The 9,344-nt window shown below is 76.2% G+C and carries 6 protein-coding genes; 1 reads left to right on the forward strand and 5 read right to left on the reverse strand.

All coding sequences use genetic code 11. From position 1 onward, the window contains the following. The first annotated feature begins 149 nt into the window (after positions 1–149). Positions 150–1,157 carry a lysylphosphatidylglycerol synthase transmembrane domain-containing protein gene (locus tag ACWDD7_RS23430; protein ID WP_450458778.1) on the forward strand — a complete coding sequence of 336 codons (1,008 nt, stop codon included), beginning with the start codon at positions 150–152 and terminating at the stop codon, positions 1,155–1,157. 17 nt (positions 1,158–1,174) lie between these two features. Here the strand turns inward: ACWDD7_RS23430 and ACWDD7_RS23435 are convergent, their stop codons facing one another. From ACWDD7_RS23435 to ACWDD7_RS23455, 5 genes are read right to left on the reverse strand one after another with little or no spacing between them, the layout of a single operon-like run. Next, the gene (locus ACWDD7_RS23435) at positions 1,175–2,251 is read right to left on the reverse strand and encodes a class I SAM-dependent methyltransferase (RefSeq protein WP_450458779.1); all 1,077 of its coding nucleotides are present in this window, start codon (positions 2,249–2,251) and stop codon (positions 1,175–1,177) included. Then, positions 2,248–3,429, reverse strand: coding sequence for a glycosyltransferase (locus tag ACWDD7_RS23440; RefSeq protein WP_450458780.1), 1,182 nt, complete (start codon positions 3,427–3,429; stop codon positions 2,248–2,250). The genes ACWDD7_RS23435 and ACWDD7_RS23440 overlap by 4 nt, the downstream gene beginning before the upstream one ends. Beyond that, on the reverse strand, positions 3,426–4,229 hold the full coding sequence (locus ACWDD7_RS23445; protein WP_351876626.1) for an alpha/beta fold hydrolase: 804 nt from the start codon (positions 4,227–4,229) through the stop codon (positions 3,426–3,428). The genes ACWDD7_RS23440 and ACWDD7_RS23445 overlap by 4 nt, the downstream gene beginning before the upstream one ends. Positions 4,230–4,232: 3 nt before the next feature. Continuing rightward, the gene (locus ACWDD7_RS23450) at positions 4,233–4,550 is read right to left on the reverse strand and encodes an acyl carrier protein (protein ID WP_351876627.1); all 318 of its coding nucleotides are present in this window, start codon (positions 4,548–4,550) and stop codon (positions 4,233–4,235) included. Then, positions 4,547–9,343, reverse strand: coding sequence for a beta-ketoacyl synthase N-terminal-like domain-containing protein (locus ACWDD7_RS23455; RefSeq protein ID WP_450458781.1), 4,797 nt, complete (start codon positions 9,341–9,343; stop codon positions 4,547–4,549). Before ACWDD7_RS23455 ends, ACWDD7_RS23450 begins: the two co-directional genes overlap by 4 nt. Between the last annotated feature and the right edge of the window lies 1 nt (position 9,344).

The following is a 9,344-nucleotide window of genomic DNA, read 5'->3' on the forward strand; positions in this document are numbered from 1 at the left end:
CGGCCGCTCGGCGTACGCCTTCCCGGCGGCACCGACGCGCCCCCGGGCATTGGGTTCCCGGCCATCCCCGTGTCATACGGCGGGGGAAGGCTCCCCCCGGTTCGCCCGCACCGCCTCCCCAGGGCCCCGCCGCGGAAGGACGACGTCCCGTGTCCGCACCGTCCCCCCTCGTCACGACACCCGACGGCCCCGTGCCCGAGGCCCCGGCCCGGCCGGTCCCGTCGCTGTCCGGCCGGTTCCTGCGGCCGGCTCTCTGTCTGGCCCCGCTGCTGCTGACGGGCTGCTGGGCCGTCGCCAACCGGCCCGTGGTGTACGAGGGGGTGCGGCGGCTCGTCGCGGCCGATCCCCGGTGGCTGCTGGCCGGGTTCGGCTGTACGTGTCTGACCTGGGTGGCGGCCTCCTGCGTCCGGCAGGGCGCGCTGCCCGACCGGGTGCCGGCGGGGCTGCTGCTGGCGTCGCAGTTCGCCGCGGGTGCCGCGAACCACGCGCTGCCCGGCGGGCTCGGCGCGCACGCCGTCACGGTGCGCTTCCTGCGGGCGCGCGGGGTGCCGCTGGACCGCGCGACCGCGTCGATCGGCCTGTACTCGCTGGTCAAGTCCGCCGCGAAGACCCTCGTCCTGCTGGTCTTCCTCACGGTCTCGCCGGCCTGGCGGCGCCTGGGCGGTCTGGTGCCGGACGGGACGGAGCTGGTGCCGGCCGCGGCGGTCGCGGGCGGCGTGGTCACCGGGGCGGGGGTGCTGCTGATCGTCGTACGGCCGTTGCGGCGGCCGGTGACCGGTCTGGTGCGCACGGCGCTCGCGGATGTCCGGGTGGTGCACGCCCGGCCGTGCCGGGTCCTGGCGCTGTGGGGCGGGGCGGTGGCGATGCCGCTGGTGCAGGCGGGCTCGCTCGGCTGTGTCGGGGCCGCGCTGGGGCTCGAACTGCCCTGGCCGGAGGTGGCGCTGGCGTTCCTGGCGGCGGGCACGGCGATGGGTGGCGCCCCGGTGCCCGGCGGGTTCGCGGTGGACGCGGCGCTGGTGTGGACGCTGGTCGCCTTCGGCGCGGAGCCCGCCCCCGCGACGGCGACCGTGATCGGCTACCGGGTGGTGACGGACTGGCTGCCACTGCTGCCGGGCGCGCTGGTGCTGTCGGCGCTGATCCGGGCCAAGGTGCTGTGACGCGTTCGGTGGGGTGCTCATTCCCGGCGGGCCACCAGGCGGTAGGCGTTGGCGAGGCGGAGGCGGTGGGCGAGGGGGCGGAGCGCGAGGCGGTCGAGGAGGGTGGCCGTGAGCAGGGCGGGGACCCCGGCGAGCAGGAGGGCGGTGCGCAGGGTGCGGCGCAGGGCGCCGGGCGGCTCGGGCAGCCAGGGCACGTCCTCGCGCGGTGCCGAGTGGTCCAGGGCCAGCCACACGGCGGCGAGCAGATCGACCGGGTCGTGCGGTTCGGCGTGCTGCTCGGCGAGGACCGTGAAGCCGAGTTCGGTGAGCCGGCGGCGCAGATTGCCGACCGGCATGAAGTGCAGGTGCTGCGGCTGGAGCCAGGGCAGCCACCAGCGGCCGAGGAGGCGGGCGTAGCGGCTGTCCGGATCGGGCACCTCGACGAGGAGGTGGCCGCCGGGGCGTACGACCTGGTGGGCGGCGCGGAGTTCGCGGTCGGGGTCGGTGCTGTGCTCCAGGTAGTGGAACATGCTCACCACGTCGTAGCGGGCGGCGAGTTCGGGGGCGAGGTCCGGGAAGGCGCCCCGGTGGGCGTGCTCGACGCGGCCCGCCCGCGCGGCGAGTTCGACGCCGTCGGTGAAGTCGAGCCCGTCGAAGGAGGTGCCGGGCAGCACGGTGCGGGCGCTCGCGCAGAAGTGGCCGTGCCCGGTGCCGACGTCCAGCCAGGTCTTCGGGGCGGGGTCGTAGGGCAGCATCGACCGGGCGCGGTCCTCGTACATGGCGCCGCGACCGCCGAAGGTGCCGCTCATCCGCTGCTCGCCGAGGCCGTCGTAGAAGTCCCGGTAGTAGAACTCCAGGCCCGCTTCGGTCAGTCGCGGGTTCTGGAAGACGTGGCCGCAGTCGGCGCAGCGGTCGAGGGTGAAGCGGCCGGGCTTGTGCTGGAGCAGGTCGACGGTGCGCAGCCGCTGGTCCAGCCGGCCGGAGCCGCACCAGGGGCAGGTGGTGCGGCGGGGGGCGAGGAAGCGGTCGGTACCGGCGGCGAGGTCGGCCCGGTAGGCCGGGCGCAGGGCGGAGACGCGCTCGGCCTTCGCCTTCTTCTCACTGGGCTCGCTCATCGGCTCTCCCTTGCCAGTCGTTCCAGGTGGGTGGCCGCGGCGGGCGCGCCGCCGGCCGCGCGGAAGGCGGCGCGGACGCGGGCGGCGGCGGCCCGGTGGGCGGGGTCGTGCAGCACGGTGTCGAGGGCCGTGCCGAGCCGGTCCGCGCCGACCCGGCCGAACTTCACCCGGAGCCCGGCCCCCGCGTCCACGACCTGCGCGGCGATCACGGGCTGGTCGTCCCGGATCGGCGCGACGACGAGCGGGACGCCGTGCCACAGCGCCTCGCACACGGTGTTGTGGCCCGCGTGGCAGACGACCCCGTCCATCCGTTCCAGCAGGGCGAGTTGGGGCACGGAGGGCAGGATCAGCACGTCCTTGTCGCCCTCCTCGGCGGGGAGCACGCCGCCGGGGTCGGCGAGCACCGCCTGCACCCGGTCGGCGCGGTCGCGCAGCGCGTCGCGGCAGACGCCGAGGAAGCGGGCCCCGGCGTCGGCGTTGGCGGTGCCCAGGGTGACCAGGACCTTCGCCCGGCCCGGGTCCAGCCACTCCCAGGGGAAGCCGGGGCGTCCGGGTCGGCCGGCGAGGGAGGGGCCGACGTACTGGATGTGCGGGGCCGACGGCGCCCGGGGGCCCACGAGTTCGGGGCTGCTGAAGATCAGCAGGAGGTGGGGTGAGGAGCGCGGGTCGGCGGTGCCGGAGGGGTCGCCGACGCGGCCGCGCAGCTCGGCCAGCCGCTGCCGAAGCCAGTCGGCGACCTTGGGCAACCCGTCGTAGGCACCGCCGAATTCGGCCGAGGTGGTCGCGGAGGTGGCCCAGGGCAGGCCGAGCCGCTCGGCCACCAGGGCACCGGCGAACGCCTGTTGGTCGGCGACGACCACGTCCGGGCCGAACTCCTCGGCGGCCGCCCGCACTCCGGGTGCCATCGCGTCGGCGAGCGGCAGCAGGTACCACTCCCACAGGAACTTCAGCGCTTCGGCACCGCGCAGGTCCGGGGGGCGTACGGCGCCGTCGGCGCCCGGCACCGGACCCGCGCAGCCGAACACCGGGGCGTCGGGTCCCGCGAGCCGCCGCACCAGCCCCGGGTCGGCGCAGGTCCAGGCCACCCGGTGGCCGCGCGCGGCGAGGTGGGCGGCCACCCCGACGGCCGGGTTGATGTGCCCGGTCAACGGCGGTACGACGAAGAGGAAGCCGCTCACCGGACCACGCCCGCCCCGGCCCGGATCAGGTCCAGGATGTGGCCGCCGACCGCGCCGGGCGCCTCCACCAGCACCGAGTGCTCGTGCCCCGGCAGCACCACCGACCGGAAGTCCGGCAGCCGGGCCTCGTGCGACGGCACCAGGTCCGCGAGATCGGAGTCCCCGCCGTAGATCCCGAGGACCGGGCAGCGTACGGCGCCGATCTCGGCCTCGGTGTGCACCCGGCTGGCCGGGATGTCCCGGCCGAGGCTGGTCTCCCGGGCGAGCCGGGCCGCGCCCTTGGCGAGGCGGGCGGTGTTGTGGCCCCGGTGGGCGGTGATCCAGGCGATGGCGTCCCGCTCGTTGCAGGCGAGCTGGGTCACGACGCGGTGCAGGATGCCGCCGAGTTTGCGCGCCCAGGCGGGAGTCGCGGGTTCGGACTCCACGAGGGTGAGGGTGGCGACGCGCTCGGGACGGCGTACCGCGTAGCCGAACGCGATGGTCCCGCCGTAGGAGTTGCCGACCAGATGCACCGGGCCGGTGACGCCGAGGCGGTCGAGGAGCGCGGCGAGGTCGTCGATGTTGTGCTCCAACGTGTAGCCCAGGGGCGGGCGTTCGCTGCGGCCGTGGCCGCGCAGGTCGTACATGACCACGTCCAGACCGGCCGCGGCGAAGGCGGGGGCGACGGTGAAGTAGTAGCTGGCCAGGCTGTCGGTGAGCAGCCCGTGCACCAGCACGACCGTGCCGGCGGGAGTGCTGCCCGCGGCGGGGGCCATGCGCTGGACGTGCAGCCGGATGCCGCCGGCGTCGACCATCGCCATGGCTCAGCCCGCCTGCCCGCTTCGCAGGCTCCACACCACGTACTCCACGAGCCTGCCGACGGTCAGCTCGATGATCTCCTCGAACTCCATCCCGGCCAGGAACTCGGCGAGGTTGACCCGCCCGCCGTACCGTTCCTCCAGCATTCCGGCCAGGGTGACCAGGTCGATGCTCTCCAGTTCCAGGTCGCGGTTGAAGGTGGTGGACATGCCGATGACCGTGTCGTCGTCGCCGTACTCCGCCAGGACCTCGCGGAGCATGCCGGTGATGTCGGCGAGGACGGCGTCGGGGGCCGACCGGGTGGGGATCGCTGGGGGGTTCATCGGGGGATCTCCTCGACTGCGGGATCGTGGGGTGCGGCGTCGGCGGTGGCGGGCCCGGTGGTCCAGGCCACCACGTAGGCGCGGGACGTCAGGGCGGGCGGGTTGGCCACGGGAACGCAGTGGACGGGGTAGGCGGGGGCGAGGCGGCCGCGGACCAGGAGCCGGCTGCCGTCGGGGGTGGCCTCCAGGACCCTGAAGTCCCTCGGCCGGCCGCCGAATCCGGTGCCCTCGGCCTTGGCGACGGCCTCCTTGGCCGCCCAGAAGCGGGTGAACCACTCCGCCTGCGAGCCGGACCGCGCTCGCAGGAGCCGGAGTTCATCCGGACCGAGCGCTGTCCCCAGGGTCGCCGGATCGCGCTCGGTGATCTCTTCGATGTCGATGCCGGGCCCGGGGCGCGGGCCGTGCGGCCGTACGATCGCCACGCCCGCCTCGGCCCGGTGGGCGAGCGAGACGTCCAGCGGGGGCAGGGTCCGCCCGTGCACGCCGACGACGCGGGGGCGGCCGCTCGCGTCGTTGCGCACCCGGATCTCGGCCGGGAAGACGGGCCCCTCGCCGTGCTCCCAGAGCCACCGCCGCACCGCGTCCTTGACGGCGATCCGGCCGAGCAGCCACTGGCGGCGGCCGCGGGGCGGGTGGGCGGCGTACTCCGAACGCTCCGCGCTGCCCAGCGAGTTGCGCATGATCAGCTCGCGTGAGGCGAGGTCGGGCCAGCGCTCGTGCAGCAGCGTCCAGCCGCCGGGCCGGACGGCGGAGAGGGTGTGGCGCTCGGGGAAGCGTTCGACGGGGCGGGTCGTCGGGTCGTTGTCGAAGCGGCGGTCCTGCCAGCCGTCGAGCACGGCCCACACCCGGCCGCCGACGGCGAGTTCGGCGTCCGCCTCCAGGAGGGTGTCGGTGAGGGAGGTGATCCGCACCAGGCAGTCGACCTCGGTGCCGGGCGCCGGGTGCGGCCCGTGGAACGTCATCCGCCGCATCTGCACGGGGAAGACGACGGTCCGCCGGGTGCGGGTCGCCATGATCCAGTAGCCGAGCAGCTGGCCCACGTTGTCCAGCAGGGCGCCGGGGGCGGCGGGCGCGGTGATCACCCCGCGCACGTGCCGCTCGCCGATCGCGGACAGCTCGGTCAGGCCCTGGAACCCCGGGCCGTGGAACATCCAGCGTTCGTCGTAGATCTGGGACGCGGTGTGCTCGGGGCGGCGCTCGGGGGCGTTCGGGCGGGGGCCCGGCGGGGGTGGCGCCGGGTGGTGGGGGGCGAGTTCGAGGACGGCGCGGGCGGTGGGGCCGAAGGCGACGGTCAGGTGGTGCGGACGGTCGGGGTCGGGGGTGACCGTGATCGGCACGTCCACGGCGGGCACGGCGGTGAGCCAGCGGTCGAACCGGGCCCCGTGCACGGCCACCGCCCGCATCCCGGGCGCGGCCGCCTCCGCCGCGTCCATCATGTGCCGCACGATCGTGGTGGCGGGCACGACGGGCCAATGGTCCTCAAGGTCGGGCCAGCCGGAGCGCTGGGGGAAGAAGCAGTGGTCGAGGAGGTGCGGCATGGACTGGGGGGATATGTGGAGCGTGGTGGTGGTCGTGGCGGGTGGGGTTACCGGGGCGGAGGGCGGGGTGGCCGGGGCGGGGGTCTCGGGTGCGGCGAGGGTGGCGGCGGGGGCCGCGGGTGCCGCCGGGGCGGGGGCGGCCGTCGTGGTCGCGGGCGCCGCGGGGGCTGAGGTGGTCGGCGCGGGCCCGGGTGCCACGCGCGCGGACACGGTCGGCGCGGGCCCGGCTGCGGGCGTCGTCGCGAGCGGCGCCCGGCGGTGCGCGGCCGGGGTACGGCTGCTCGCCGCCGCCATCACCTCGGCCGCCGTGTCCGCGGTGTCCCGCAGCAGGGCGGACAGCTCGGCGGCGACCGGGAACCGGGCGGCGAGACCGTCGAGGGCGGGCGCGCCCGGGGACACGGGACGGGGCACCGAGGGCCCGCGCCGCAGCTCCCCGCGCAGTTCCTCCAGCGCGCCGCCGTCCAGCGACACCAGCGCGCCGCCGAGGTCGAGCCGAACGGGCGGACGGCCGGCCCCGGCGGGGTTCACCAGGATGCCGGGGGCCGCGGGGGACCCGTCGCGCGTGGCCCCCGCGGTGCGCCGTGGCAGGGCCGGTGTCACCGCCGTCGCTCCCGCCGCCCACAACGCCGTCGCCACACGACGCAGTTGTGGGAGTCCGCCGTGGTGGGGCGAGCACGCGGGGACCGCGAGATGGTCGCGGTCGCCGAGCGTGTCGTCGATCAGCGAGGTGAGGCTGCCCGGTCCGGGCTGGACGAACACGCGGTGTCCGGCGGCGTACAGGGCCTCGGTCAGTTCGCGGAAGCGGACCGGTTCCAGCAGGTGCCGTACGAACAGGGCGCGCACGGCCGCCTCGGCCTGCGGGAACGGTTCCGCGGTCGTACCGGACCACACCGGCACGGCCGGACGGTGGAGCCGGAAGCGGTCGGCGGCCTCCTCGATGGGGGCGAGGTACGGTTCGAGCATCGGCGTGTGGAAGCCGGAGCGGAAGGGCAGCACCTGGCAGATCACGCCCTGCGCGCGGAAGGACCGTACGAGCTCCCCGACCGCCTCGTCCGGCCCGCACACCATCGACTGGCGGGGCGCGTTGTCGTGGGAGAGCACGATCCCGGAGCCCGCCCAGGCGTCGGCGAGGGCCGTGCGCACCCGCGCGGCGGAGGTGCCGAGCGCGGCGAAGACGAGTCCGGGGACGGTGAGCGCGTCCGGGTCGAACTCCGCCATGAAGGCGTCGACCTGGTCGGGTGAGTAGATCCCGGCAGTCGCCATGGCCGTCCACTCGCCGACGCTGTGCCCGGCGACCGCGTCGGGTACGACGCCCATCGCGCGCAGCGCCCGGTCCAGCAGCCGGCCCACGCCGAAGACGTCGAAGCCGTGCCGTCCGACGTCCTCGACCCGGGTGTCCCCCCGCGTGCCACGCAGCGGCGGCAGTCCGAAGCGGGCCGCGATGTCGTCGGTGCGCGGCGGCGTGAACTCGCCTTCCAGACCGGGGAAGACGAACGCCAGCCGGTCCCCGGGCCCGCCCAGCAGCGGGGTCGGCCGCAGCCACACATCGCCGCGCCCCTGCCAGGGCCGTCCCTTCGCGACCGCCCGGCGCGCGAGCGCGAGCCGTCTGGCGTTCGGCGCCACGATCCCGAGCCGTACCGGGCCCGCCCCGGGATGTGTCCGGGCCGGGTCGAGCCCGGTGTCCAGGACGTCCGGGTCGTCGGCGTCCAGGAGCGCGGCGAGGCGGTCGACGGAGTCGGCCGCGAGAAGGAGGACGGGCTCGGGCTCGGTGACGCGGGCGACCGGGGCGGGGGCGGGCGGGTGCCCGGGGGCCGCGGTGCGCCGTGCGGGCGCGGCCTCCTCCAGCACCACGTGCGCGTTGATCCCGCCGAAACCGAAGGCGTTGACGGCGGCCCGGCGGGTCGGCCGGCCGGGACCGAGGTCCCAGGGCCGGGCCTCGGGCAGGGTGCGGAAGCGGGTGGCGCCGAGACGGGGATGGGGGTCGTCGCAGTGCAGGGTGGGCAGGAGGGTGGCGTGATGGAGGGCGAGGGCGGCCTTGACCAGCCCCGCCACCCCGGCGGCCGGCATCGTGTGGCCGATCATGGACTTCACGGAGCCGAGCACCGGGCGCTCCTCGTCGGCGAGGTCCGTTCCGGGCCCGAACACCGTCGCGAGCGTGGTGAGTTCGGCGCCGTCGCCCGCCGGGGTCGCCGTGCCGTGGGCCTCCAGCAGGCCGAGGGAGTGGGGCGCCGCGGGGTCGAGCCCGGCGGCCCGCCATGCCTGGCGCACGGCCCGGGTCTGCCCGCCCGGATCGGGGCTGACGAGGCCCGCGGTACGACCGTCCCCGGCGACGCCCGTGCCTCGGATCACGGCGTAGACGCGGTCCCCGTCGCGCTCGGCGTCCGCGAGCCGTTTCAGTACGACGACCCCCGTGCCCTCCCCGATGAGGATGCCGTCGGCGTCCCGGTGGAAGGGCCGGATGCGCTCGGTCGGGGACAGGGCGCGCAGCTGGGAGAAGACGCTCCAGAGGGTGATGTCGTGGCAGTGGTGCACTCCCCCGGCGAGCATCAGGTCACAGCGCCCGGAGGCGAGTTCGGCGACCGCCTGGTCGACGGCGACCAGCGAGGAGGCGCAGGCCGCGTCGACGGTGTAGGCGGGGCCGCGCAGATCGAGCCGGTTGGCGATGCGGGAGGCGGCGAGGTTGGGCACGAGGCCGATCGCGGACTCGGGGCGGTCCGGGCCCAGCCGCTCGGTGAACGCCGCCCGGATCCGGTCGAGTTGGGCCGGTGCCAGGTCGGGCACCAACTCGCCGAGGGTCCGGACGAGTTGGCCCGCCGTGCGGACGCGCTGGTCCAGCCGGGCCAGGCCGGGGGTGAGGTAGCCGCCCCGGCCCAGCACCACGCCGATCCGGTCCCGCGCCGGGAGCCCGCGCTCGCCGCCCGCGTCGGCGAGCGCGGCGGCGGCCACGTCGAGGGCGATCAGCTGGTCGGGCTCGGTGCCCGGGACGGCCGCGGGCATGATCCCGTACCGCGTGACCTCCACCTCGGCCAGGCCGTCCACGAAGCCGCCGCGCCGGCAGTACACCTGGTCGGGGGCGGCGGGTCCGGAGGCCGACGCTCCCGGGCGGTAGTAGTCGGCGTCCCAGCGGCCCGCGGGCACCTCGCCGATCGCGTCGACGCCGTCCCGCAGATTGCGCCAGTAGGCGTCGAGCCCGCGCGCACCCGGCATCAGCACCGACATCCCGACGATGGCGACGGGGAGTTGACGGTTCGTCATC

This window comes from Streptomyces sp. NPDC001056, assembly GCF_053598955.1.